Raw genomic sequence first — 25,282 nt, forward strand, 5'->3', positions numbered from 1 at the left:
CCTTGCAAATCTATTGTGAGGTCCGCGGCGACTGGGCGCCGCGGAAGATTTCGGAGGTCTGCTGCGAGCCTCATTTGCCCGCTTGCTTCGTTGCTGCCTTCTCTTTTTCCGACTTGAGCGTCTGCAACAAACCTTGAGCGGCGCTGCGGCGCACCTGGTCTTCGGAGCGTGTCAGGTACGTCTCGAGCACCCCAATCGCCGCGTCGTGTTCGCCGAGCTCATTGTGCGCCACGGCGAGGTTGAACGTGGCCGATACATGCTTCGGGTCGAGTTCGAGCGCCTTTTTGAAGCTGTTGGCGGCTTCTTGGAAGCGCTTGAGCTTCAACTGCGCAACGCCGCGACCGGCGTAGAGGCGAGCGACATCCCCATTGTTGAGAACGCCGTTGTCGTAGACCTGCAGTGCCTTGTCGTAGAAGCCGTAAGCGGTGTAGAGGTCCCCCAGTGCATGGTACGCCGCCCCGCCCGGGTCCTCTTCGTCCATCTTCATGCGAGCGTTGGCTCGAATCGATTTCATGAAGCTCTCGACGGCCTGAGCGTTCTCGCCAAGCTTTTTCTGACTCAGCCCGAGTCGGAACCACGACTTCGCGTCGTTCGGTGCCTTTTGAACCGCTTGCTGATACTGCTGCGCGGCCATCTCGTGGTTGCTCTTGTCGGAGAGCACCGCCCCGAGCTTGTAATGAATCTCGGCATTTTCCGGATCGCGCTGTAGCGCCTCGCGGTAAGCTTGCTCGGCGTTGTCGAGCTCACTTAGCTGCCGATGGTAGAGTTGTCCGAGGTAAAGCGCCGGTTCGGCGAAGGTGGGGTCGGTACTCTTGGCGGCCTTGAGGTACTTGACCGCCGTGATGTTTTGGCCCGATTGATAGGCCTCGATCCCCTTGTTCATCTCGGTGACCGCCTTGGCGCGGTTCTGATTGCACCCGAATGCGAAGGCCAGCATTGCCAGGATTAAAGCTGTGCCCAGGTGCCTCGGCAGATATCTCGTCGAGGATGTGGCCCTCGCACGAAACGTATCTTCCATATCGTGGTTCTCCCGTCGCTCGGAAATGGTCCAGACGGTTCGATTGTTCACACTTTTACGGCAACAATTCTCGTCGCATCATAACCCCTTGAAGGTTCGGCTCGCAACCTCCCGTTCTACTAGGTAGAATCGCCCGCAGACGCGCCAAAGCGCAAGCGCAAGATTGGATCATTTTTTTAGATTTTCTTCTTCAATTGGGGGCGCTTGCGGATCGAAGATTTCGCGGCGTAAATCGAGTCGCACGTAGAGCCGACGGATCATCGCGGTCTTCGACCTGGGAAGATCGAAGCGAAGCTTGTGCAAGATCCGCTCGACACAACGCTCCAGTCGGGTACTCGAAGCGCTTGTAGAAACCTGCTCCACTCCGGCCACGCGCCCGTTGCTGGTCACGATCGCCTCATAGACCACCGTACCTTCCAATGCCCGATTGACCTGCAGCGCCAGGCGATAACAACGGCGTGTCTCTCGCTGTAAGAGCTTGGCGGCCCCGGTCGTCTGGAGCCCACTGTCCTGCTCGCCCTGTACGTCGACGCTGACCCTCGGGCGTACCGCGACCGGGTCGGTCCCTTCCGGATTGTGGCTCGAGTCGCTGACGGCCGGTGGAATGCGTCGAGTGGTATCGTCCGCGCGCTCATCGGGCGTCGAGGCGCACCCAGCCGCGATTGCCAAGATCAAAAGAACAAGAAAACGCGCGCCCGCACCCAGGGTGCGGACGCGCGCTTCCGAATTAGAGTCGAAGCTGATGGTCACTGCCTGCTGAAGTTGAACGGGTAGTTGACCACGACAATGCCACCGCCTTTCGGCTCGGGGAAGACCCAACGGCGAATCTTGGAGGTGACACACGATTCGACGGCGCGGTTCTTCAGGGTGCTGCTTCGCACCATCGCCGCGATAACATCACCGGTGCCGGAGATGGTGAACTTGACCTTGATGCGACCAGACAAGTTTTTGTTCTTCTGCAGTTCCTTCTCGTAGCAGAAGGCAATCTCACGACGGTGCTTGCGAATGACGCGGCGGATGATCTCTTTGTCGAGCGAGCCGGTCACGACCGGGCGACCCGGCACAACCTGCGGAAGTTTGTTGTCTTTCTCGCCCAAGTTGCCGGCACCTTTACCGTAACCGGAGCCACCACGACCGCCACCACCACGGCCGGCTGTGCCGACGTTGGCCATGCCAATGCCGCGCTCGGAGACGCCGCCGCCACCACGGCCGGAACCCGACAGCCCCAGCCCGCCAAAGCCCTTGGCCGTGCCGACCGAGTCGCCTTCGAGATTACCCAACGCGTGGATAGCGTCGCTGCCAACCGACTGGCTGCTGTTGCCCCACATGCTGCTGACCTGGTTTTGGTTGAAGACCTGCATGACACCGGCGTTCATCGCCACGTTGGTGTCGCGCGCCTTCTTGAGCTCCATATTGGAGTTGTCGGGCGGGCCTTTGATGGCCATGCGCTTGTTCTCTTGCTCGGCATCCTCTTTGCCGGCCTGTCCCTCTTCGCCTTTATGCTTGGCCGCTTCCTCTTCGTTGCCCTGGTCCTTGTCGAGCCAGTCGGGTTCCTTCTTCTCTTCCTGCTCGGGCTTCATCATCATTTCGACGAAGCGGTCCTCAGCCTGGAAGCCATCGAGGTCGAGGCTCTTAGCATCGTCCGGCAGGGTCATCGCCAAGAAGAGGAACAGGATGTGGGCCACCGCGCTGATAGCCAGATACGGCAGCGGCTCGGTGTCGATGGAAAATCCACCGCCGATCACTGCAGGCATGTCAGTGAAATGGACCAAAAAGGTCGTCGCGCCGATGTCGATGCGCGCGCTACTGCGCGAGCCGATCGGCACTTCGAAGGCGCTGGGGGCCTCGGCGCTCTGCTTGGCGACGTTCTGTCCAATCGCCTCGCTGAGGCTGTAGCGCTGGTCGCCATTTTGGATGAAGCCGTCCATCGCCTGCGTAAAGATCAGGTAGAACGACCCACCGCGACACGCGATGAAGGGAAACTGGATATCTTGGCCGAATGCAGGGTCTTCGATGACAAAGTCATTTTCCTTGTCCGGACCGATGGTCACGGTGCGCGGAGTGGGGAAACTTGTCACCGACAGGACGTGATCGGCCCAAATCATCGCGACCTCGAGCGTATCTCCGCCCGAACCCTCGAAGAACTCCTCCTGATACACGTCGCTGTCCGACGGTCCGTTGTAGGCAGTCGCCGTATCGGACTCGCCGCCGACGAAACCCACAGGTTCCTCGGTGGCGATCCACTCACCGTTGGGATCGTAGTAGCCGTAGGCGACCTGCCACTGGCCGGCTTCATCGTAATAGCCGTAGCCAGCTTGGTACTGACCGTGCTCGTCGTACCAGTAGGGGATGTAGTTGTTCTGCTCGTCGTAATAGCCCTGCTGTGTGTACGGCTGGACGACGGTGCCGTCAGCCAGCGTGACCGCCTGGTGCTGAGCTCCCTGTCCGGTAGCCCGCTGCTGGGTCGACGCCGCCTGCTGCTCTTCGGCCTGCTGAGCCGACTGGTCAGCCTGGGCCGCCGGTTGCTCAGTCGGCTCGCCGGTTTGCTGGCGGTCGACGTCGAGCTTTTGCTCGAGACCGCTGGTCACCTGCGTGGCATCGCCCGCACCGCCAAATTCCATGTCGGCTGCCGGCTGTTCGCCCGCCTCCACGAAATTGACCCGCACGGTGGTGTCGCCGAACTGCAGTTCGTCGCCACTCGAAATTTCGGTCTTGGTTACCTTCTCTCCGTTGACGAACGTCCCCGACGCACTCCCCAGGTCGATGACGCTGTAAGATCCGCCCGACCCTTTCTCGATCACCGCGTGGATGCGCGAGACGTTCGGATCTTCGAGTCGTAGGTGGGAACTCGCCAACTTACCGATCTTAATGACGTTTTGGTCGAGTTCTTCAGTCCGTACAACTTCGCCGTCCCGGACGATCTCAAAGCGAAGTTTGACGCTGTTTTGACTCATCGCTCCCTTATCCCTCAAAAGTGGTGCGCGCTACTCATGAGACGCCGTCGTATTCTGCACCCGAGTACGGCGTCCGCCCCGGGCTTCCAGCCGCCGGGGTTCCGCCCGCGCGGCCAGTAACTCTCTTTACAGGTCCTCGACCGACTCGAGCATCTCCGGGATGAAATCCGAGCGAATCTTGATCAGACTGCTCGTCTTCCCGTGGGTCTGGCCGGTGATGTTCTCGCCGTCAGGCTTGACCAGACTTCCAGTGACGTCGTCACCCTCGAAGTCGTAGACCGTCTCCTTTTGGTACTGCACGTCTCCGCCGCCTTGCGTGCGGCCCACCTCCGGCTGCGGCATGTCTTGCGCCGCGCCCATGGTCGGGATGAGAAAGACAGTAACTCCAGCGAGTACTTTGAGTTTTTTCAGCATGGCTGCTCCTACAGTCATCAGTAGGCCAGAATTTTCACGAAGCCTCGCCTCGACACGCTCGGCCTTGGCGACGGGTTCCAAGTGATTGGACAACGGGAGCGTTCGAAAGTTCCGAAGGTTCCCAAATAAATTTTAGCTTCAGTGTTTCTAGCTGTCTCAATGTACCACAGTGACACCACCGCGCAAAGCTAACCACAATCTGGCGCACTTCACGCGCGACTTTTTTCGAGTTCAAACACAAACGCCCGCTAATTTGAATAGCGGGCGTATGTGGTCTGGGTAATTCATGCATAAATCAGGAGCCTTCTTGAGCCGAGGCAGCCTCCTGCTGCTTCGACTCGCCCCCGTCCTGAGCTTGTCCGCCTTCGGGGTTCTCGGTGTCTCCGGCCCCGTCAGAGTCGCCTTCAGGCTGGTCCTGTTGCTCTTGTTGCTTCTCCTCTTCGGCCGCAGCCTGCTCGGCCTGCTGCTCCTTCATCATCTTCGCCTGGTCACGCAACTCTTTGACGGTGGTGCGAAGCTGGGGGATCTGCTCCTTGGTCGCCTTGATGATCTTGGTGACCTGACCGATCCGCTCGTTGGCCTCTTTGCGGTGGGCTTCATTGCCCTTGTTGTCGTAGGCCAGATAGTTGCGGTAGTGCTCGATCGCTTGGTTGTAGTGATCGATCGCCTTCTCCAGGTTCTCGACGTTCCACTCCGTGGTCGCCGCACTCGCCTCGAGTTGGTCGACGGGATCGTCGCTCTTGGCCTGCGGTGGCGGCTCGCGATTGACCCCGGCAATGGCATCTTGCGCCTTGTGCTCGTGCTCGAGCACGCCCAAGTTATACTGGACGATGGCGTTCTTTGGCTCACGCTCCAAGATCTCTTTGTAGATCTTTTCGGCCGCCTCCAGATTACCCATGCCGCGCTTGGCGACCGCGATCGAAATCTTTGCCTCTGTGTTGTTCGGCTCCTGAGCGAGCACCTTTTCGAAGTGCGACAGGGCGCGCTCGTAATCACGCACGTTGAGGATGACCGCCCCCAGGTTCATGCGCGCCGGCACGTGATCGGGCTCGAGCTCGATGGCCTTTTGGAACTGACGGATCGCTTCGGTGACATCTTTACGGGCAAGTTCTACCAAGCCGAGAATGTTACGAAGATCGGGTTCCTTGAGGCCCTGATCCATCTTGAGCGCGTTGAGGATTACGAGCTTGGCGACGTCGTGGTTTCCACGGGCGTAGTAGATACGCGCCAGGTTGGCATACGCCTTGACGTTGCTCGCATCACCGGCCAGCGACAGGCGAGCGTGGCGCACCGCCTTGCCGAAGTCGTCATCCTGACGGAAGAACACGCTGATGTTGTTGTGGGCGGCCGGGTTGTAATTTTCGGCCTCGAGCGCGTCGCGAAAGTGCTGACGCGCCGCGTCCATATTCCCGTTATCGAGGGCCATCATGCCGAGATTGACGTGCGGCGCCCCGAGCTTCGGAGCCGTCTCGACGGCCTTTTTGTAAGCCTCGCGTGCATCTTCGACCTCACCCTGCTCCTCGTAGAGCAGCCCGAGGTTGAACCACGCTTTTCCGAAACCGGGATCCTCATCGACGGCATCTTCGAGCGCGGAGACCGCGTCGCCCACACCCTGCTCGCCCTGCTTCTCGTAGATCTCGACCGCTTTCTCGAACTCTTTTTTGGCGTCGACGTTCGTGCTGCCGCCCTGCGCCAGATCCGAGGCGTTCTTGTCGTCTTTGGTATTCCCCCCGGTCGAGCACCCGCTGGCAACAAGCAGCAACGCGGCCAAGAGGATGGTGATCGTGCGGCCAAACCGGCCGGCGTGAGATTTTTCGATTCGCTTCATATCGCGTCTATTCATCGGTGTTTCGAGCCTCATGCTTCGCAAAGCCAGCAACGCTTTCATTCCGTCGTGCTCACCTCGCGTCAGGAGGCGTCGGCCGTCTCATCTCCTTCGGCAGCGCCCTCGCCCTCGACGTCAGACGACTCGACGGCGTCCTCGGCCGCATCCTCGGTGGTGCCCTGGTCGAAGTCTTGGAGGCGATCCTCCTCTTTCATCTTGGTGATGAACGCCGAGCGCATGAAGCCAGGGTTGAGGTGCTCGGGTTCGGCGCGCAGCTCCGACGGCTTGCGATACTCCCGCGGGCGAAGCTTCGCCAACTGGATCTCGGCCTTCTTGCTGTACTCGTTGAACCAGTTTTGCTTGAGGGCCACATCGAGCGCCTGCTTGTATGCCTGCACCGCCTTGTTCTCGATCATCGAGGCGCGGTCTTCGAGCAGGCCCTTGTAGATCTCTTCCTGGTCATAAGTCAGGCGCTTGGGCACCGGGCTGTTTCGCACCGTCTCGGCGAAGTTCTGGTACTGCGCGCCAATGCGGTACAGCGCGGCAATGGCCCAGTCGGGACGCTTGAAGAGGATGACTTGCTCGAAGATCTTCTGAGCCTTCTCGGCGACCTCCATCTTCTTCTTGATGCGCTTTTGCAGCTCTTTCTCGTTGGCCGACTTGATGGTGATCTCGGCCATCTCCTGGAAGACGTCCTCACCAATCATGAACTTGGCGCGGGCGGCCGCGTCGCGACCGTCGCTCAGCTCACCCTGAGTCTTCTCGTCGAGCGACGTGTAGATATCGAGCGTCTTTTTGAACTCCTTGAGAGCTCGGCGCTTATTTCTCGGGCCGCCCTCGTCCCAGTAGTACATGCCGATGGCGGCGTGAGCCTTGAGAATGCGGTCGTAATCGGACTTCTTCTCGTACTCGCGCAGGAAGCGCTGGTACTGCTTGAGCGCCTTTCGCTCTTCGCCCTGCTTCTCGTAGATACGCGCGATCTGGAAGTAGGCGATGGCAGCGCGCTCGGGCTTCTTTTTGCCGAACAGCTTCAGGTAGTGCTCATAGTCCTTGATGGCGCGGTCATAATCGCCCAGTCCGTAGCGGAACTCGGAGGCGTTGGCCAAAGCCGGCTCGGCCTTCTCGTGCTCGGGGAAGTTGGCCACAAAGAGCTCATAGAACTTGGCGGCCTGACTGTAGACGGCCAGCGCGTGGTAGTTGCCGCCGATATTGTAGAGCGTCTTCGGCGCCAGGGGCGACTGCGGGGTCGCCTTGAGCAAGAAGACGCGCACCTTGATGGCTTTGCCGAGGTCGCGCATGCGCTCGAAGTCGAGCGCGGCGTTGTAGAGCGCCTTGTCGACGTACTCCGACTGCGGGAAATCACGGTAGAACTGAACGAAGCACTTGGCGGCGTCTTTCCACTGCTCCTTCTCGTCGTGGACGGTGCAGATCTTGAAGCGGATCTGCACGTTGAGCGTGTTCACGCTGTCCATGAACGGCCCATCGTCGATGGGCTCTTTTTCGATGTATCCGACGACGGCCTTGTGCAGGCCCTCGAAGTCATTGAGCAGGTTGAGCGTGTCGAGGTGCAGGTTCGCCGCGATGACCGCCAGGCGGTGCTCGCTGTGGTTGTAGGCGATGTCCTTGAAGATCTCGAGCGCTTCACGGAAGTGGTTGAAGTCGTAATAGGTACGCGCCAAGTTGTATTTGACGTCGACGATACGCTCGCCGTCGGGCGCGTGCTTCATGTAGCGCTCGAGCGCGTGGATGAACTTTTTGTGAAGGTCGGGGATCTCCTTAGGCTTGGGCGGCTCCTTCTTGGCCTGCTCACCGTCCTTCTTCTCGTCCTTCTCATCGCTGGTCTCGTCGTCGACCTTGGCGATGCTGCTCTCGGCAATCTCCGCCTGCTCCTCGGAGGTGTCGACCACCTTGAAGTACGCCAACACCGCCGCGTGGACCGCATCTTCGGTGTACTTGCCCTTCGGGTCGATATCGATGACCTTCTCGTAGCTCTCGGCGGCCTTCTCCCACTGCTGCAGTTTGTAGAGCAGTTCAGCGTAGAAGAACGTCGTGGTGTACTTCTTGGGGGAGTCCGGGAAGGTCTCCAGGTAGTGCTTGTAGAGGTGGTAAGCCATCGAGTACAGGTCGGCGTTTTTGGTCTTCTGCGCCTCGCGGTGGTACTGAGTGGCCCACTGGCGAACCAACGACTCGACGCGCTTTCGCTTGCGGTCGTAGTTCTGCTCTTTGGTGTCACCGAATTTGTCTTGGTCGGCGTACTGCACCAGCTTCATCAGACGGACCAACTCTTTGATCGACTTGACGCTGTAGGCGTTGGAGACCGTCTGGTTGCGCACGATCTCGTACTGGTAGTCGATCGTCTTGACGCTGGTCTTGTTGAGCTTGATGAGCTGTCGGTACATGCGCGTCGAGTCGCGCGTGTTGCCCATGTCGCCGTAGTGGATCGCCAGGCGCTCGGCCAACTTGAGCCAAGTCTCCTTGTCGTCGTTGGTGATATCCTTGAGGAAGGGGATTGCCTTTTTCGGGTTACCCACGTGCGAGTACGTGCGCACGATGTCCTTGCGCGCCTGCTTGATCAACGCCTTGCTCTGGGGGTGGTTCGGGTGCTTCTTGGCGTACTTGATCACGTTGATGAACGTGTCGAGCGCCTTGTCCTTCTGGGCCATGTTGAAATAGCACCAGCCCGCCTTGTACTTGGCGTAGGCGTAGACCTCCGAATCCTTGTACTGAGCGGCCTTCTTGTAGGCCTTGAGCGCGTTTTGGGCGTCGTCGTTGTTGAAGTAGTACTCACCGAACGACAAGAGCACGTTGGGCACGTACTTGGTGTTGGGGAAGTCGCGGATGAGGCGCTTGAAGATCTTGATCGCCTCTTCCTGCTTGCCGATCTCTTGAAGGTTGGTCCCCAAGTAAAAGAGCACCTTGTCGAGATCTTTGAAATTCGGGTGGTTCTGATAGATATCGACGTAGAGCTGGACGGCTTCCTTCTTGAGCCGCTCGGCCTCGTCGAGCATGCGCTGCATGGAGGCGCGGCATTGCTTGGCCTTTTGCTTGTTGCCCTTGTCGTCGAGGGTGTAGCACTGGTCCTGTTTTTTGAACGCCGTCATCTCGTAGTACTTCGACTTGTCCCAGTACATCTCGGACAAGTTGAACAGGTACTCGGCGCACTTGGGGTTGCTCTGGGGGCAGCTGTCGATGAGCTTCTTGAGCTGGACGATCTGCTCGTCGAGCCGGCGCACGTTCTCGACTTGCTTGGTGGGAATCGAACTCGAGGCGCTGACATTCGGACCTTCCTCCTCGCCTTCGAGGGAGGGTCGCTCCTTTTGGTCCTTGGCCTCGGCGACCTGAACGGTCTTCTCTTCCTTCTCTTTTTCTTCGGGTGCCCCTTCCTGGGCCCATCCTTGCGCGGGCAGCGCGAGGCACAACGCGGCGAGGAGCGCAGCGGCAAGCAGGCGCGCCTTGGTGTTGTCGGACGAGCGGTTGAAGAAAGCGATCATCTGGTGCTCCTTGAAGCTAGTCATCGAGCGCGCCGCCAACAGTCGGCGCCGAGGCGGCCGCGCCCAGCTCACACGTGTGCGCTCAGCGGCTGCACTCCGAGTTGATGTTGAAGACATAGGCCCCCAACTCGTCTCGCCAGTATTCCCCGTCGAACGTCCAATACATTTGCTCGTCACTGATCTTAATCTCGGGCGAATCGGTGACATTCCCCTGGACGTTCATGCCCGCGCGGATGTCTGCCTCGATCTGGCCCTGCTCGGCGCGGGCGACCTCGAACGTGATCTCTTCCTTCTGCATGATCAGCTCTTCGAGCTCGCGCACCACACGCTGCAGGCGCTGCTGAGCTACGGTGCCAGCGTCGCTGACCGCGAAGCTCAACGCCAACTCGGACTCCTGCAAAAGCGAAGTTCCCAGCGGACTCGACTGCCAAGCGTCGGGCATGGTGCCGATCTTCTCTTTCTCTTTTCGAATCGTGTCGACGAGGTCGAACTTACGCTCGACCTGAGCGTCGTCCAGCGCAGCATCCAAGATCTGGTAGACCTGCGGGTCGAACTCGGCGCTGCCGCCTTCGAGCTTCTCGAGCCACTCGAACATTGCGGTCGGATCTTGATAGTCGGTCAATACCGCCTGCACATCGTCTTTGAGGGGAGCGTAGTAGTAATCGAAGTCCTCGAGTACGTAGCGCACACGCTCGTACTTGCAGTTGTAGAAGAAGATCACCGCCGACAGAATCGGCCCCTCGGGGAAGTAGGCGTCGGCGAAAAACGGCGAGTTCAGGCTGTGCAGGTTGCCCAGCGCCTTGTTGTAATCGTCGGTCTGGAAGAAGGCCCAGCTCGACTCGAACAGCGCCTGCGGCCAGCGCACCGAACTGCGGTCGATATTCGAGTAGTATTTGAGGCTCGTGCCGTAGTCGCCCGTCGAGTAGAACACGCGCGCCATGCCGAAGGTCGTCAGCTCCTTGAGCTCTTGCTCCTCGGGAGTCAGTGCTGTGCTCTCTTCTTTGGAGCGAAGGTGGGAGAGCACCGTCTTGAACTCTTGGACGGCGGGCTTGGCCTCGTAGTTGGCCACGTGGGTGATCGCAGCGATGTAGTGCGCCTTTCCATAGTGCTCACTGCGCTTGCTGACCGCGGTCAGAAGGCGAAGTGCTTCCGCATTGTTCATCTGCTGGTACAGATGGCGGCCTACCAAGTAGGCGAACTGGTCGCGGTACTTTTCGGGAACATCTTGCGGGTAATAGCTGGCGTAGGGAGCCAGTCGCTGCATCAGCGAGGGGTCACCGGGAATGACATCGGTCAACAGGACCAGGCCACGCAACGTGGGCAGATAATACGGGTGCGACTCTCCGGCGTCGACGATGCGGCCGAAGTAGCTCAAAGCCCCCTGATACAACTCCATTCGCAGCAGCGTCTTTCCGAGTTCATACTCGGCTTCGGGCACATAGGCCTCGGCGGCCACGTCTTCCGAGGAGACCACCTTGTAGAACATCAGGCTGGCCTCGTCGTACTTCTTCTGTTCGTAGAGCTTTTTGCCCTCGGCCAGAAGGTCCGCAAAGGGGCCGGTCTTCTCGGGAGAGGCTTCCTCTTCGACTTCTTCTTCGCCGAAGGACATCGTGCCCTGAGCCCCGGCCTGACTGACCGCGACTAGCTGGATAGCTAGGAGGACGAGAAAACCACTCAGAAAGCGCTTCGACATGGATTTGGCTCCATGAAAAGATTCTAGTAGACGCGCAGGCGCTAACCTCGCGCAGATATTCATCAGGGTCTCTCGGTGCTGCTCGCCGCCCCGGCCAACGTGGTTACGCCGGCCAGTCGCAGACCGTCGTCACTCATCGATGTCGACGTCTTCGACGCAGTAGCTGGTGTTCGAGCCGAACGGGAACTGCCGGCACTTTCCGGCCACACAATCGCCGTCGGACTCGCAGGTCGTCGTGCAGAACGCCTGACTCCCCTTGTACCGCGCGCAGATCTGAGTTTCACACTGCAAGTTCTGCTCTTCGACACAGCTCACGTTAGACTCGGGATCGGCACACAGGCTCCCCGCTTCCAGATCGCAGCTGGCGTACATATCGTCGCCGCACGCGGTCAGGGTCACCGTCAGCGCCAATAGGGCCCCGGCAAAGAGTGAGCCTCCCAAAAAGTGACGCCATCGCTGCATTCGCCTTCCTCCACACACCACAGATGACCATTGAGATTCATGCTGCATGCAGAATGCACTTGAAGGCGCACTCTCGTCAAGGTCGCTCTCTGACTCGGGATGAGCGCCTTTTGCAGTTTATTGTCGTCTACCACAGCATCAATTCTTGCTCTGACAAGAATCAATTCTTTTTGAGACAATGCGAACCACGCAAGAATGAAACAAGAACGAAAGAAGGCCGGCGGAATACCCGCCGGCCTTCTTCGATCCTAACGGATCAGCAGCGACTCACATGCTGTCGTCCGCTTCGGGCTCTTCTTCAGCCGCTTCTTCTTCCATCTCTTCGCCAGCTTCTTCAGCGGCTTCTTCGGTCTCTTCAGCGGCCTCTTCAGCGCCTTCCTCGACCTCTTCAGCAGCTTCTTCGGTTTCCTCAGCTGCTTCCTCGGCAGCCTCTTCGGTCTCCTCAGCAGCTTCTTCGGTCTCCTCTTCCATCGGCGCTTCCTGCTCCTTGACCTCTTCCTGAGCTTCGTCAGGCTTGGCTTCGCCGTTGCTGCAAGCGGTGGCGAACGAGAACGAGAGCGCGATCAAAGCGATCAACAGACTCTTGAGCTTCATGGTTGTCACTCCTTAAACTTTTGGTGTGGGCCCAGGGTTTTCAACAAGCCAGTGCACGGCATGGCAACGTGTCGGTCAACGGTCCCTGTGAACCACTTCAATCAACTGATTGTCACTGGCAAAGCCATACGTGCCAACAATATGCCTCTTTTGGGCTTAGCACGTTCCTATACATTTTCAAGAAATAAGTCCTCGTGTCTAGATAATTCTCATGGCAGCCCGATCTTTTTTGGAGGCGCAACCTGAGGAGCGGGCTTTGAACCCGCACTCGCCTGTTATATAAACGCGGGAGCGCTCGCCGAGTCTTGTTGCTGCCGGCGAGCGATCGCAAGCTTGATTTCTCTCCGGCGGAGAAGCCTGTCATGTCGATTCATCGTCTGTCCTGTCGCATTGTTTGTACCCTTCTGTTCGTCGCGGCATTCGCCCCGGCTTCGGCCCTCGGCCAGCAAAAGGAGCAAGCCTCCGCCAACCCCGAAAGCACTGCCGACGACGCCAAAGCTGGTGCCGACGCCAGCGGTGAGCGCCTGCTCGAAGAGGCGGCCGAGATCTCGGGCGAAGTCGCCAGGATCCGCGGCCTATCGCTCAAGCACGAAATCAAAAAGGGCATTCGCAACCGCGACCAACTCCGCAAGGTGCTCATCGAGCGGCTCGCCGAAGAGGTCACTGACGAAGATGTCGAAAACGAAGCCAAAGTTTTCAAGAAGTTAGGCTTGATGCCCGAGGACCTCGACTACAAGCAAACCTTGCTGGACGTGTTGACCGAGCAGATCGCCGGGTTTTACGACCAAAACGCCAAAGAGCTGTACATCATGCAGGGGATCCCCCTGGAGTTGCAGCGACCGGCAATGGCTCATGAAATCTTCCACGCCATCCAAGACCAGCACTTCGACATCAAGCGCATGGTCGAGCCGATCAGCAGCAAGGAGAACGGTGATTTCGCCTTGGCACGCTCGGCGCTCATCGAGGGCGACGCCAGTGTGGTGATGATCGACTTCTCGTTGTACGAGGAAGGCGTTCTGCCGCGCGACCAAGTGCGCAGCATCATCGACATTCCCATGATGGCCAACGTCCTCACGCAGTTGACCCGGGAGGATATCGGAGCTCTGCAACAGATGGTCCCTCAGGGGACAAACCCCTCCTCTCCGGTCGATCCGTCGCAGCTGTCCGAGTCGGCCTTGGCCGACGCACCGCGCATGATCCGCAAGCTCCTCGTATTTCCCTACTTTGGGGGCATGCGTTTCGTAATCAAGACCCGCTTGGGGCATGACTGGGAGCGCGTCAATCAAGTTTACAAGAACCCGCCCGTCTCCACCGAGCAGATCTTGCACCCGGAACGCTACTTCGCCGGAGACGAGCCCGTGCGTCTCGACTACAACGTCGAGCCGACCTTCGAAGACGACGCACTCATCTACGACAGCGTGTTGGGCGAGTACCAGATGCGCTTGGTCCTCGAAGAGCATCTGCTCGAGGGCGAAGACGGCCAGAAGAATCGTGCCCCGCTCGACAAGGCGCTCGATGGCTGGGACGGCGACCGGCTGCGCGCCTACGAGACGTCCGAGGGCCAAACCCTCATTTCGCATCTGAGCGTCTGGGATTCTCTCGACGACGCTGACGAATACTTCGACGCGCTCGTCGAGATGATGAAGGTGCGTTATCCCGACGCGAAGTTGACTCACAACCGCGGCAAGTACGGCCAGTCCGTGTGCATGCGCGCCGGCGAAGGCGATGAGGCCGAGCGCATCTATCTCGAGCAATGGGGTGACCTGGTGCTGCATCTCGAAGGCGCTCCCACCAAGCTCGACGCCAAGGGCAAAGAGACCGACACCACCGCTTATATCCTCCGGGAGCGCATCATGCGCACCGTCGAGCGCACGCCCTTCGCAGAAGTCTACGAGCAGAAGGTCGAGGCTTACGACGCCGAGGCGGCGACCAAGGATGCGAGCGACCGGTAGACGCCTTTCGGGACGCGGCTACCAGACCCGCCCGTCAGCATCGAACGCACAGGGAAAATGCGTCAGCTTCGGCTCTTCGCCGCTCAGGTCGATGGCAATGACGTCGAAGCGAACGTTGACCTTGCGAACCTTCTCTTTTTGCAGATACACCTTCGCCAGGCGCACCAACCGCCCACGTTTGCGGGCGTTGACCGAAGCTTCCGGAGGCGGCCCCAATGGGGTGCGCTTGGTCTTGACCTCGACAAACGCCAGTGTCTGCTCCATTCGGTGGCCCACCTTGCCGTAGCGGCTGGCCACCATGTCCAACTCGCCCATCTTGAGGGTGTAGTTGCGGTGCAAGACCTCCCAACCCAACTCGCGCATATGTTCGGCAGCGAGATCTTCGCCAGCCATCCCAATTTCGCGACGCGGGTCAAGGTCTTTCGAGTCGTCTTTCGTCTGTTCCATCTCGTTTTCTCCACGGAAGAGTGACACACGGTCCCTATTACGGTTTTCGGCAAGAAGGGCCGAATCGTTGCGTGTGTGTGGAGAAAAAAAACGAAAACCGCCCCCACAGCGGCACCTGACGGGGGATCGCGGCGTCGTTTTCTATTTGCGGAGCTTGTCGCGGTATTCGCGCACACCACCGAACGTGAGCCGGTGGATGGGACAAGGTCCGTACTCGGCAACCGCATCGCGGTGCTGCTTGGTAGGATAGCCTTTGTTGCTGGCAAACCCGTATTCCGGCCACTGTTCGTGATGGCGCGCCATGACCTCGTCACGGGAAACCTTCGCCAGAATACTGGCCGCCGCGATGGCTCGGCTACGTGCATCGCCTTTGACGACCGCGCGCTGCGGGAGCGACAGTTTGACGGGCATATTGCCGTCGATGAAGACGTAATCGGGAGGACCGTCGAGTTGCTCACACACCTCAGCGACGGCCGCCTCCATGGCGCGATGAGTCGCCTGGAGAATATTGATTTCGTCGATCACGGCATGATCGCTGAACGTGATACTGAAAGCCGGCGCCGAAGCTTGGATGAGTTCGAAGGCCTCTTCACGGCGCGTTTGCTCGAGCTTTTTGGAGTCGTCGAGCAGTTCGAGCCAAGGCTCTTCGAGCGCTTCGAGATCTATTGCGACTGCCGACGCATAAACCGGACCGGCCAATGGGCCTCGCCCGGCCTCGTCGACGCCGATGATAAACCGGTAGCCCTGGGAGACACACCAGTCTTCGAGTTCGCCGATGACCGGCTCGCCTTTCTGAAAGAGATTCTGCTGACTCATGGACGGTCGGTTTATCCGCTGCACAATACGATATGACTCTTCTTCGCGGCGCTCTCGAACACCTCGTCGAAGGCGTCTGAGACATTCGAACCGAAGTCGTCACGCGGGTCATTGACCCAGATGGTCTCGAAGTAGCCCCCCGAACGATCGGCGGTGTTCACGTGAAGCGCCAGCGCCAAGGCCGCCTTGACGATACGCTCTTCAGAGCTTCGCGTGCGTCGCCACATCTCGAGCTTATCGTCGCTCAGATCGCGAACGCGCAAGTCGCCCTCGGGCGAAAGCTCCACACCCTTGAACCGATTGCCGAGCACGTGCCCACAGATCTTGCCCCACATCTTGCGGGTTCGAGACTGCAATCCACTCGCAGTCCACTGCCCCGTGCGCTCGGCGGCCAACTTGAGTCGACCGAATGCAGTCTGGGGCACCTCTTCGGGCTCGTCGTCTTCGTCGTCAGAAAGGGCGTCGGCTGGCTCGATGCCAAGGCTCTGCAGATCGTTCTCGAGCTGGAAGGTCGACATGACGAACTCCGGAAGCAACGTGCGCTCGGCCTCTAGATCCTCGAGCTCTTCCTCGAGTTCGGCGATCGTGGCTGCCGCGGCTTTGTAGGTAGGATCGCGGCGTGCTTCCGTGGCTTTGGCCTCGAGTTGCTCGATGATCTGCTCGAGCTTGCTGGTCTTCTCGACGCGGACGAACAATTCCTCTTCGTTCTCGACACCCGCGTGAATCAACAGATGATTGATCTGCTCGCGAAACGAGACTTCCTCTTCGCGCACCTGGTTGAGGCGGCGCTTGATCGATTCTAGGCGCACTTGGTGCACACTGGCCCGTTCGAGATCGGTGAAGTACTTGAGCAACACCCAGGCAACCATGCCGAAGCCGACGACATTGACCGCGGCGGCCTGTCTCAGCGTGTCGTGCATGCCGACCGACACCCCGAGCGCGGCCACGCCGATCGCCAGTCCGGCCCAGAAGAGCGGCACCTTCCAAGGACGATCGGGCAGCTTTCGCTCCACGTCGATGCGCTCGTCTTCTTCCTGGCGAATCAGACGATCGAGCTGGTGGTCGAACTCCTCGAAGCGCTCGTCCTTCTCCGATAACAGAGACAGATCTTCCTCGGAGAGATCATCGAGTCGCAATTGCTCGAGCTTGGCTTTCGCCTGCTCGAGCTTCTCTTCGATCTTGGCGCCGGTGCCGAGTTGTTTGCGTTGCTCGGCAATCTTGCCCTCGATATTCTTGATTCGGTCCTCGAGTGTTTCGACACGCACGGCGGTGCGATACTTCTCGACGAGCTCACGGCCGCGCTCGTCGAGTGCAGCAGCGCCGTTCGCGGGGTCGTAGAGCTCGTCGTCGTCGAATCGCCAGAGGTTCAGCGCTGCAAAGGACTCGAAGTCCGGCAGACCGAGTTCGCCGGCCAACGCTTCGACCGTGGCATCCTCGCCCTTGGCGAGGCCGGTATAGCCCCCCTCGCCTTTTCTCTGTAGACGCAGCGACGACGGCTTGCCTCGGCGCAGCACGCGATACTCTTTGTCATCTTGCTCGAACACCACCGCCAACTTGATCGTGCCGTCCTGCTTCAACTGCTCGTCCAGCGGCGAAGGCACACGGGAGGGGTACAGTAGCGCGATGACAAGCGCGTGAACGTCGGCGGTCGTCAGGTCCGACGGAAGACTCATCCGGTCGACGCCGGGGGCCGTGGCCAGCCGGACCGGCGACTCGCAACCGAATACACCTTGGAATATGATCTCTCGGATTCGCATACGTGCAGTTTAGCGCCGCTGGCGGGCTGTTGTCTACCGCTTTGGTACACGTCGGCGATGAACGCAAAAAGCCAGCGGCCCGCCGATAGAAAAAGGCGGGCGCTGGCTTTTTACGCAGTCTTCAAAGGCGAACGAACTCAGACGCCCTTACGCTCGCGCTTGCTGCGGATACGCGCCGACTTACCGGTGCGCTCACGCAGGTAGTAGAGCTTGGCGCGGCGCACGCGGCCGATGTTGCCCAACTCGATCTTCTCGATACGCGGGCTGTGCACCGGGAAGATACGCTCGACGCCGATGCCGCCGGCCGAGATCTTGCGCACGGTGAAGGTCTCTTTGAGGCCGGAGCCGCTTCGGCCCAGGACGACACCTTCGAACACCTGGACGCGCTCTTTGTCACCCTCGCGAATGCGGAGGTGGACGCGCACGGTATCACCGGAGCGGAAGTGAGGAACGTCCTCGCGAAGCTGCTGCTCTTCAATCTTGTCAATAAGGCTCATGGTTCGTCTCCACCGTTGTGTGGCGGTCAATCGATTTTATGGCTCGTCCGTTCCGACGGCAGGGCCGGCGAAACCGGGGTTACACTAGTTGGACCCTCGCCAAGGGCGGGGTGATGTAACACGACACCCGAGCGAAGTAAAGACGTTAATCGTCCTGTAGCAAATCGGGCCGTCGCTGCTTGGTTCGCTCGACGGACTGTTCGCGGCGCCAATCGGCGATCTTTTGATGGTTGCCGCTGAGCAAGACCTCGGGAACCTGCCGTCCGCGAAACTCCCGCGGGCGGGTGTATTGAGGATATTCGAGGCGACCGTCGGCGAAACTCTCCTCGCGGATCGACGCCTCGTTGCCCAGCACGCCCGGAAGCAGACGCGTGACGGCGTCGATGAGCACAAGCGCGCCGGGCTCGCCGCCGCTCAGAACGTAATCACCGATCGAGACCTCGCGGTCGATCCATCCTTGGCGCACCCGCTCGTCGATCCCTTCGTAGCGCCCACAGGTCAGAATCATCCCTGGAAGTTCGGCGAGTTCGTGGGCCAAGCTCTGGCTCAGCGGCTCACCTTGCGGGCTCATGAGGATCCGCGGCGCGGCCGGATCTTGTTCGCGCGCATGCTCCAGCGCGCCGACCAACGGCTCGGGCTTCATGACCATGCCCGCTCCGCCCCCGTACGGGAGATCGTCGGTCGTCTTGTGCTTGTCGGTCGCAAAGTCCCTGATGTCGACGAGTTCGTAATCCACCAGGCCCTTGTCGTGGGCACGGCCCAAGATGGTCGCTTGGAGGGGAGTCTCGAAAAACTCCGGGAACAGTGTCAGGATCTGGAACTTCACGGCAGATCGCCTGCGGGCAGGAGGATGGCTCAGGGAAGCTCGGTGCCTTCCGGAGCCCAATGATCGAGGGGTTGGAGAAGCACGGCTCCGTCGTGATCGAGGTCGGCAACGGCGTCTTCGATCATTGGAACGAAGAGCTTGGAGCCGTCACTCATATGAACAACCATCACATCGTTGGCGCCGGTCTCGAAAAACCCGCCAACCTCGCCAATCGAACGCGACGGCCCCTCTTCAGCGAGCAAGATGAGGACCTCCCGTTCTACCAAGTCCTTCTGATAGAACTCGTCCTCTTCCAACTCGGGAAGCACCTCCGCGTCGACGAAAACCTCGAGGTTGGTCAGCGCTTCGGCTTCGTCGCGATCGGCGACCTCGTCGAACTGGACGATGTCGAACTTATTCGCTCGACGCGCCCGAGCCACCGTCAACGGGAAATCTTGGTCCCCCCGACGTGCGAAAACCCGCGATCCCACCTCGAAGAGGTCGGATCCCGGGTTCACGGGAAAGTAGCGGATCTCGCCGCGCACTCCGTGCGCACGTCCGAAGGTCCCCGTTTGGATGAGCTCTCGATCCGCCATCGGTCAGTCGACGATATCGACGGTGACCTGTTTGCCGGTGCCGATGTCGGCCGCGGTCACCATGCTGCGCATGGCGCGAGCGATCCGCCCGCCGCGACCGATCACGCGCCCACGCACGTCGTCGGGAGTGAAAATCTTGATATCGAGCTGCGAGTCACCCTCGTCGGCCTCGACGTTGAAGTCAACGTCGTCACCCAAGAGCGACTCCACCACGTAGCGAACCAGCTCGCGGTAGGCTTCGGCGGTGTCCTTGTCGGTTGCAGCCATCGTGTGCTCTCCCACAGACTAGTACTCGGCTCGAGAGGTGAGCCAATCCGATTACTCTTCCTCGTCGGAAGTTTCCTCGGACTCTTCGGCTTCTTTAGACTCTTCGGCTTTCTCAGCTTCTTCCGAAGCCTCTTCAGCCTCTTCGCCCTCTTCCGAAGCTTCTTCGGCCTCAGCTTTCTCAGCCTTTTCAGCCTTCTCAGCCTCTTTAGCGGCCTTGGCCTCTTCCTCGGCCTTTTTGGCCTCAGCTTTGGCTTGCTCGGCGATCTCGGCGCGACGAGCTTCGTCGGCCTGACGCTTCTGCTCGGCCTGGGCCTTGCGGGCAGCCTCGTCGGCCCCCTCTTCGCTCAGGTCGACCACGTCGCCGCGGCGCATGCGCCGGATCAACGACAGCACGGTGTCGGTCGGCTGGGCGCCGACGCTCAACCAGTACTCGACGCGCTCGGAGTTCAGGCGCACCGTGGCCGGCTCGTGGAGCGGGTCGTAGGTGCCCAGCATTTCGATGAACCGACCATCACGGGGGCTACGCTTGTCGGTGGCAACCACGCGATAGAAGGGGCGCTTTTTGGCGCCATAACGCTGCATTCTAAGTCGTACAGGCATCGTTTCTCAGTCGTCTTTTGGAAAACCAACTTCCTTATGTGAGCGCGCCCGGAGGAGCACCCACGGTCTATAAAATTGCGCGGCCCTGCATTTGCAAGGCCTCGGAAGGTCGGGAACACTAGAGATCCCAACCGTCCCTGTCAAGTGCGCGTGGCGCCGGCCGGCAAAAAAGCGACCACCGGGAGGACAAATCCATCCCGGTGTTCAATTGCACGGCGGCTGCTCAGTCGCCGCAAGCATCTTCGATCATCTGACCGAGGTCGCCCGACTCGTGCATCTTGCTCACGATGTCAGAGCCGCCCACCAACTCGCCGCCGACGTACAGCTGCGGAATGGTCGGCCAATCGCCGTAGTCTTTGATACCCTGACGGATCTCGGGGTCGGCGAGCACGTTGACCGCGTAAAACGGCTTGCCGTAGCTCGACAACACCGCGGCCGCGCGCGCCGAAAACCCGCACATGGGCTGCTGGGGCGTGCCCTTCATAAAGAGCACCAGATCATTCTCGGTCACCATCTTCTCGATCTCCGAGAGAACGTCGCCGCCTTCGTCGCGCGTCTTCGGCGCGGCCTCGGCAGACTCGGAACCGGCGATCGGAAGCGAAATCTTCTTCTTTTCGTCACTCATGACTTCTCTTCCCACTGCTCTGGAGTAAAAACGTCGAGCGTCAGTGCATGGATCGGCCCTTTCATCTCTTCTTTGAGGGCGTCGTAGACCATGCGGTGGCGCTTGATGAGCGGCTTCCCGTCAAACGCTTCGGAGATGACGGTCACCTGGTAGTGATCTTTGGTACCCGTCAGGTCCTGAACGTGGACCTCGGCATCCGTCAGAGATGCTTTGATCTTGGAGACGATCTCTTCCGGCTCAATCATTGTGTCTAACTCTCTGGCTGGCGTTAAATTCCGCGTGTGACCCACGAGGTCGAACTCGCCGGGTCGCCCGGTTCACGCCCCTTCCCCTAATAGGATTCGCTCGCGAATTCAAGATGCGTCCGTCACAAGATTGGATCTTTGGCCCGCGGTGATTACGGGTTTGCCTCGCAAATTAAGCGCGTGTCCGAGTTGCGTCCAGCAAGCGAAGCGATGCGGCCAGCGCTTGACCAAATCCGGTTCACACAATTATAAGTAGCCGCACTGAATCGTGGTTCATTGGCGCATGGCGTGCGCACTGAGCACGCCGCCAGATGCACGCGCCAGTCGCCGTTTCCTCTCGCTCAAACGACCTTACGCAAAGGAAGCACACTTATGGCAACCAAGCGCATTCGAAAGGCCGTCGTCATCGGCGCCGGGGTCATGGGTCGCGGCATCGCCGCGCACCTGGCCAACGCTCGCATCCCCGTTCACCTGCTCGATATCGTCCCACAACCCCAGGAGGGCGACGATCCGAAGGATCCGGCGTTTCGCAGCAAGATCGCGCGCAACGCGATCCAGCAGATCAAGAAGAGCAAGCCGGCGCTCATCTTCACCAAGCGCGATCTCGAGCTGATCACGCCGGGCAACATCGAAGATGATCTCGACGTGCTCGCCGACGCCGATTGGGTCGTCGAGGCCGTGCCCGAGCGTATGGACATCAAGCAGGCGACCTTCTCCAAGATCGAAGAGCACGCCGGCGAAGACACCATCATCACCTCGAACACCTCCGGGCTGTCCATCGCGGGCATGCTCGAAGGCCGCAGCGACAGCTTCAAAGAGCGCTTCCTGGTGACGCACTTCTTCAACCCGGTGCGCTACATGAAGCTTCTCGAGCTGGTCGAGGCCGAGGACACCTCCTCGGAGGTCACCGAGACGATGATCGCGTTCGGTCGCGACGTGCTCGGCAAGGGCATCGTGTTCGGCAAGGACACCACCAACTTCATCGCCAACCGCATTGGCGTGCATGGCATCATGAGCATCATGCACCTGATGAGCGACTTCGATATGACCATCGAAGACGTCGATCAGGTCTTCGGCAAGCCTATGGGCCGACCGAAGTCGGCTGTGTTCCGCACCGGTGACGTCGTCGGTTTGGACACCTTCGTGCACGTGGCCGACAACTGCCACGAGACGTTGACTGACGACGAGGACCGCGAGGTCTTTGAAGTCCCCGACTTCCTGCGCGACATGGTCGAAAAGGGCTGGACGGGTCAAAAGGCCGGCCAGGGCTTCTACAAGAAGACCGACGAAGGCATCATGGCCCTTCGCCCGGAGTCCATGGAGTACGAAAAGCGCGACAAGAGCGACTTTTCGAGCCTATCGGGTGCCAAGGGCTCGCCGGCGGACAAGATCCGCTACGTCATCCGCGAGGGCGAGGACAAGGCCGCCGATTTCGCACGCGCCGCCACCTACCGCTCGCTGGCCTACACGGCGCGACGCATGGGTGAGATCGCCGACGATGTCGTCAACATCGATCGCGCGATGCGCTGGGGCTTCAACTGGAAGCTCGGGCCGTTCCAGACCTGGGACGCCATCGGCCTCGAGTGGTCCGTCGAGCAGATGAAGGAAGAAGGCATCGAGCTGCCCTCTTGGATCGACGAGATGGTCGAAGCCGGCCACGAGTCTTTCTACCGCTGGAACGGAGCCACGCGTGAGTACTACGACGTGGAGGCAAATGACTACAAGCCGGTGCCGGCCGACGAGCGCGAGATCTCCATCGACGTGCTCAAGAAGTCGGACAAGAAGGTGATGGGCAACTCCAGCGCCAGCCTCTACGACATGGGCGACGGCGTGGCCCTGCTCGAGTTCCACACCAAGATGAACTCGGTCGACAACGACATCATCGCGATGATGGAGCAGGCCGCCGACGAGGTCGAAGACGGCGACTGGCGAGGGCTGGTCATCGGAAACGGCTCGGACAACTTCTCGGCAGGCGCCAACCTGATGCTTGTGCTCATGAACGCACGCGCGGGCAACTGGGACGACATCGAAGAGATGGTCACCCGCTTCCAGGCCGCCAACCAGCGCATGCGCTACCTGTCCAAGCCGGTCGTGGCTGCCCCGCGCGGCCTGACCCTTGGTGGCGGCGCCGAGGTAGCCATGGGCGCCAACGCTATCCAGCCTGCCGGCGAGCTCTACATGGGGCTGGTCGAAGTCGGCGTGGGCCTCGTGCCCGGCGGTGGCGGCAACCTGCAGCTGATGCGCAACATCTTCGGCAAGCACGCCAGCGACGCCGACTTCGACGCCCTCCCCTTCCTGCAGAAGGTCTTCATGCAGATCGGTATGGCCGAAGTCTCGCGCAGCGCCGAACAGGCACGCGAGGCGGGCTTCCTCAAGCTCGACGACGGGCTGTCGATCAACGCCGAGCATCGCCTGCACCACGCCAAGCAGCGGGTCATCGGCATGTACGAAGCGGGCTTCCGTGCGCCGCGTCCCACCCAGTTCCGCCTGCCCGGCAAGGACGGCGTGGCGACCATCGACATGATGCTCTACAGCATGGAGGGCCAGAAGCAGATCTCGGCCTACGACCGCCACATCGGCAAGATGTTGGCCAACGTGCTGTGCGGCGGCGAGACCACCCGCGCGGTGCTCACCAGCGAAGACCGGCTGCTCGAACTCGAGCGCGAGGCCTTCCTGTCGCTGTGCGGCGAAGAGAAGAGCCAGGAGCGCATGCAGCACATGCTCATGCACAACAAGCCGCTTCGTAACTAAACAGCGCCGCTCAGGAAGAAACCAACGGCGGTCGCGGGTTTTACCCGCGTCCGCCCTGAAGCCACATATATGGAGAAAACTATGGAAACGCGCGAAGTTGTCATTGTCTCTTACGCCCGCACGCCTTTTTGCAAGGCGAAGAAGGGCCTGCTCAAAGACACTCGCCCCGACACGATGGCCGCCGAGGCCATCAAGGCGGCGCTCGAGCGCGCCGAGGGCCTCAAAGCCGAAGACATCGAAGATGTGGTCATCGGCTGCGCGATGCCCGAGGGTGAGCAGGGCATGAACGTCGCCCGCATCGCCTCGCTGATGGCCGGCCTGCCCGACACCGTGCCGGCCATGACCGTCAACCGCTTCTGCTCGTCGGGCCTGCAGACCATCTCGCAGGTCGCCGAGCGTATCATGATCGGCGCCATCGACGTGGGCATCGCCGGCGGGACCGAGTCGATGACCATGGTCCCGATGGGCGGCAACAAGCCCTCGGCGAACCCGCAGATGATGGAGGAGCACCCCGAGATCTACATCCCCATGGGCACCACCGCCGAAAACGTCGCCAAGCGTTTCGAGGTGAGCCGCGAAGATCAGGACAAGTTCGCCCTTCGCAGCCACGAGCGCGCCGTCGACGCCTGGGAGCGCGGCTTCATGCAGGGTGAGGTCATTCCGGTTCACACCGAAGTCGTCAACCACGACGGCACCCGCAAAGAAGTCACCGTCAGCAAAGACGACGGCCCGCGCCCCGACTCGAGCCTCGAAGTGCTCGCCAAGCTCCCGACGGTCTTCGACCGCAAGGGTGGCTCGGTCACCCCGGGTAACGCATCGCCGCTGACCGACGGCGCTGCAGCCGTGGTGGTGATGTCCAAGGAGAAAGCCGACGAGCTCGGCCTCGAGCCGATGGGCTACTACCGCGGCTTCCAGGTCGCCGGCGTCGCTCCCGAGATCATGGGCATCGGCCCGGTCCCGGCGATCCGCAAGCTCATGGAGAAGCACGACATGAGCGTCGAAGACATCGACTTGTTCGAGATCAACGAGGCGTTCGCAAGCCAGTCGGTCTACTCGGCCCGTGAACTCGGCGTCGACATGGACAAGCTCAACGTCAACGGCGGCGCGATCGCTCTGGGTCACCCGCTGGGCGTCAGTGGCACCCGCATGACCGGCACGATCCTGCGCGCCCTCGAGGAGCAAGACGGCCGCTTCGGCGTCGTCTCGATGTGCATCGGCGGCGGCATGGGCGCTGCCGGCCTCTTCGAGCGCATCAAGAAGTAAGTCTGTTAGACCCAAACAGACGACCCTTCGAGGGTCGTGTCGCCGAAAATCTTCGGTGGCACGACCCTCTTTTTTTGCGGACAAACTACGATTTGGGGGCCGCTTTGGCGCACGCTTTCGATGACTCGACGCGCTATTTGAGCAGACAAACTACAATTTGGGGGCCGCTTTGGCGCACGCTTTCGATGACTCGACCCTCAAATTGTAGTT

The 25,282-nt window shown here is 60.3% G+C and carries 22 protein-coding genes; 3 read left to right on the forward strand and 19 right to left on the reverse strand.

The window, feature by feature from the left end; translation table 11 throughout:
• Positions 1 to 70 precede the first annotated feature (70 nt).
• The 9 genes from FIV42_RS04210 to FIV42_RS04245 form a co-directional block, all read right to left on the reverse strand.
• A complete protein-coding gene (locus FIV42_RS04210) occupies positions 71 to 937 on the reverse strand; it encodes a tetratricopeptide repeat protein (RefSeq protein ID WP_168210394.1) in 867 nt (288 codons plus the stop codon).
• 249 nt (positions 938 to 1,186) lie between these two features.
• On the reverse strand, positions 1,187 to 1,768 hold the full coding sequence (locus tag FIV42_RS04215; protein ID WP_168210395.1) for an AgmX/PglI C-terminal domain-containing protein: 582 nt from the start codon (positions 1,766 to 1,768) through the stop codon (positions 1,187 to 1,189).
• The gene (locus FIV42_RS04220) at positions 1,765 to 3,972 is read right to left on the reverse strand and encodes an AgmX/PglI C-terminal domain-containing protein (protein WP_141196468.1); all 2,208 of its coding nucleotides are present in this window, start codon (positions 3,970 to 3,972) and stop codon (positions 1,765 to 1,767) included. The genes FIV42_RS04215 and FIV42_RS04220 overlap by 4 nt, the downstream gene beginning before the upstream one ends.
• A 126-nt stretch (positions 3,973 to 4,098) precedes the next feature.
• Positions 4,099 to 4,386: a hypothetical protein gene (locus tag FIV42_RS04225; RefSeq protein WP_141196469.1), complete on the reverse strand. Its 288-nt coding sequence runs from the start codon at positions 4,384 to 4,386 to the stop codon at positions 4,099 to 4,101.
• 295 nt (positions 4,387 to 4,681) lie between these two features.
• Entirely contained in the window at positions 4,682 to 6,214 is a 1,533-nt protein-coding gene (locus FIV42_RS04230) for a tetratricopeptide repeat protein (RefSeq protein ID WP_168210396.1), read from the reverse strand.
• A gap of 80 nt (positions 6,215 to 6,294) precedes the next feature.
• Entirely contained in the window at positions 6,295 to 9,726 is a 3,432-nt protein-coding gene (locus FIV42_RS04235; protein ID WP_168210397.1) for a tetratricopeptide repeat protein, read from the reverse strand.
• A 58-nt stretch (positions 9,727 to 9,784) separates the two neighbouring features.
• Entirely contained in the window at positions 9,785 to 11,395 is a 1,611-nt protein-coding gene (locus FIV42_RS29990) for a tetratricopeptide repeat protein (protein ID WP_168210398.1), read from the reverse strand.
• Between the two features lie 129 nt (positions 11,396 to 11,524).
• Complete coding sequence (locus FIV42_RS04240; RefSeq protein ID WP_141196472.1) at positions 11,525 to 11,857, reverse strand: hypothetical protein; 333 nt, start codon at positions 11,855 to 11,857, stop codon at positions 11,525 to 11,527.
• A gap of 267 nt (positions 11,858 to 12,124) precedes the next feature.
• Positions 12,125 to 12,451, reverse strand: a complete 327-nt coding sequence (locus tag FIV42_RS04245; RefSeq protein ID WP_141196473.1) for a hypothetical protein — start codon at positions 12,449 to 12,451, stop codon at positions 12,125 to 12,127.
• 362 nt (positions 12,452 to 12,813) lie between these two features.
• On the opposite strand from FIV42_RS04245, the gene FIV42_RS04250 reads away from it, so the two are divergent.
• Positions 12,814 to 14,403, forward strand: a complete 1,590-nt coding sequence (locus tag FIV42_RS04250) for a hypothetical protein (RefSeq protein ID WP_141196474.1) — start codon at positions 12,814 to 12,816, stop codon at positions 14,401 to 14,403.
• Positions 14,404 to 14,421: 18 nt separating this feature from the next.
• Here FIV42_RS04250 and FIV42_RS04255 read toward each other — a convergent pair whose 3' ends face one another.
• The 10 genes from FIV42_RS04255 to FIV42_RS04300 form a co-directional block, all read right to left on the reverse strand.
• Positions 14,422 to 14,850, reverse strand: coding sequence for a YraN family protein (locus FIV42_RS04255; RefSeq protein WP_141196475.1), 429 nt, complete (start codon positions 14,848 to 14,850; stop codon positions 14,422 to 14,424).
• Positions 14,851 to 14,991: 141 nt separating this feature from the next.
• Complete coding sequence (locus FIV42_RS04260) at positions 14,992 to 15,666, reverse strand: ribonuclease HII (RefSeq protein ID WP_141196476.1); 675 nt, start codon at positions 15,664 to 15,666, stop codon at positions 14,992 to 14,994.
• 11 nt (positions 15,667 to 15,677) lie between these two features.
• Positions 15,678 to 17,339: an AAA family ATPase gene (locus tag FIV42_RS04265; protein WP_141196477.1), complete on the reverse strand. Its 1,662-nt coding sequence runs from the start codon at positions 17,337 to 17,339 to the stop codon at positions 15,678 to 15,680.
• 221 nt (positions 17,340 to 17,560) lie between these two features.
• Positions 17,561 to 17,920, reverse strand: coding sequence for a 50S ribosomal protein L19 (gene rplS, locus FIV42_RS04270; protein ID WP_141196478.1), 360 nt, complete (start codon positions 17,918 to 17,920; stop codon positions 17,561 to 17,563).
• 145 nt (positions 17,921 to 18,065) lie between these two features.
• Positions 18,066 to 18,746: a tRNA (guanosine(37)-N1)-methyltransferase TrmD gene (gene trmD, locus FIV42_RS04275; RefSeq protein ID WP_141196479.1), complete on the reverse strand. Its 681-nt coding sequence runs from the start codon at positions 18,744 to 18,746 to the stop codon at positions 18,066 to 18,068.
• A gap of 29 nt (positions 18,747 to 18,775) precedes the next feature.
• Positions 18,776 to 19,321, reverse strand: coding sequence for a ribosome maturation factor RimM (gene rimM, locus FIV42_RS04280; protein ID WP_141196480.1), 546 nt, complete (start codon positions 19,319 to 19,321; stop codon positions 18,776 to 18,778).
• Between the two features lie 3 nt (positions 19,322 to 19,324).
• The gene (locus tag FIV42_RS04285) at positions 19,325 to 19,588 is read right to left on the reverse strand and encodes a KH domain-containing protein (protein WP_141196481.1); all 264 of its coding nucleotides are present in this window, start codon (positions 19,586 to 19,588) and stop codon (positions 19,325 to 19,327) included.
• A 51-nt stretch (positions 19,589 to 19,639) separates the two neighbouring features.
• Positions 19,640 to 20,170, reverse strand: a complete 531-nt coding sequence (rpsP, locus tag FIV42_RS31055) for a 30S ribosomal protein S16 (RefSeq protein WP_281285786.1) — start codon at positions 20,168 to 20,170, stop codon at positions 19,640 to 19,642.
• A gap of 241 nt (positions 20,171 to 20,411) precedes the next feature.
• Positions 20,412 to 20,813, reverse strand: coding sequence for a Grx4 family monothiol glutaredoxin (gene grxD, locus FIV42_RS04295; RefSeq protein WP_174769487.1), 402 nt, complete (start codon positions 20,811 to 20,813; stop codon positions 20,412 to 20,414).
• Positions 20,810 to 21,058: a BolA family protein gene (locus FIV42_RS04300; protein ID WP_141196483.1), complete on the reverse strand. Its 249-nt coding sequence runs from the start codon at positions 21,056 to 21,058 to the stop codon at positions 20,810 to 20,812. The genes grxD and FIV42_RS04300 overlap by 4 nt, the downstream gene beginning before the upstream one ends.
• A 372-nt stretch (positions 21,059 to 21,430) precedes the next feature.
• On the opposite strand from FIV42_RS04300, the gene FIV42_RS04305 reads away from it, so the two are divergent.
• Entirely contained in the window at positions 21,431 to 23,809 is a 2,379-nt protein-coding gene (locus FIV42_RS04305) for a 3-hydroxyacyl-CoA dehydrogenase/enoyl-CoA hydratase family protein (protein ID WP_141196484.1), read from the forward strand.
• A gap of 81 nt (positions 23,810 to 23,890) precedes the next feature.
• Entirely contained in the window at positions 23,891 to 25,072 is a 1,182-nt protein-coding gene (locus tag FIV42_RS04310) for a thiolase family protein (protein ID WP_141196485.1), read from the forward strand.
• The last annotated feature ends 210 nt before the right edge of the window (positions 25,073 to 25,282 follow it).

The sequence above is a fragment of the Persicimonas caeni genome, assembly GCF_006517175.1.
In the GTDB taxonomy this organism is placed as follows: domain Bacteria; phylum Myxococcota_A; class Bradymonadia; order Bradymonadales; family Bradymonadaceae; genus Persicimonas; species Persicimonas caeni.